Source organism: Pseudomonas sp. LM13 (genome assembly GCF_041381355.1).
GTDB lineage: Bacteria > Pseudomonadota > Gammaproteobacteria > Pseudomonadales > Pseudomonadaceae > Stutzerimonas > Stutzerimonas frequens.
In genome coordinates, this window is record NZ_JACBXH010000156.1 from 1 (window position 1) to 301 (window position 301).

1 protein-coding gene is annotated in these 301 nt (G+C 59.8%); it reads right to left on the bottom strand.

Going from position 1 to position 301, the window contains the following annotated elements; translation table 11 throughout:
* Positions 1 to 301 (bottom strand): GTP-binding protein (locus tag HZR81_RS23810; protein ID WP_500129420.1); only part of this gene is annotated, 301 nt, incomplete at both ends.

Sequence of the window (301 nt, forward strand, 5' to 3'; positions counted from 1 at the left end):
TTCACCGTTCAGCGCCATCAGCGCAGAACCGATGATGATCGGAGTGTCATCACCCGGGAAGTCGTAGGTGGACAGCAGGTCGCGAACTTCCATTTCGACCAGCTCGAGCAGCTCGGCGTCGTCGACCATGTCAGCCTTGTTCAGGAACACGACGATGTACGGAACACCTACCTGACGGGACAGCAGGATGTGCTCGCGAGTCTGCGGCATGGGGCCGTCAGCAGCCGAGCAAACCAGGATCGCACCGTCCATCTGGGCAGCACCGGTGATCATGTTCTTCACATAGTCAGCGTGGCCCGGA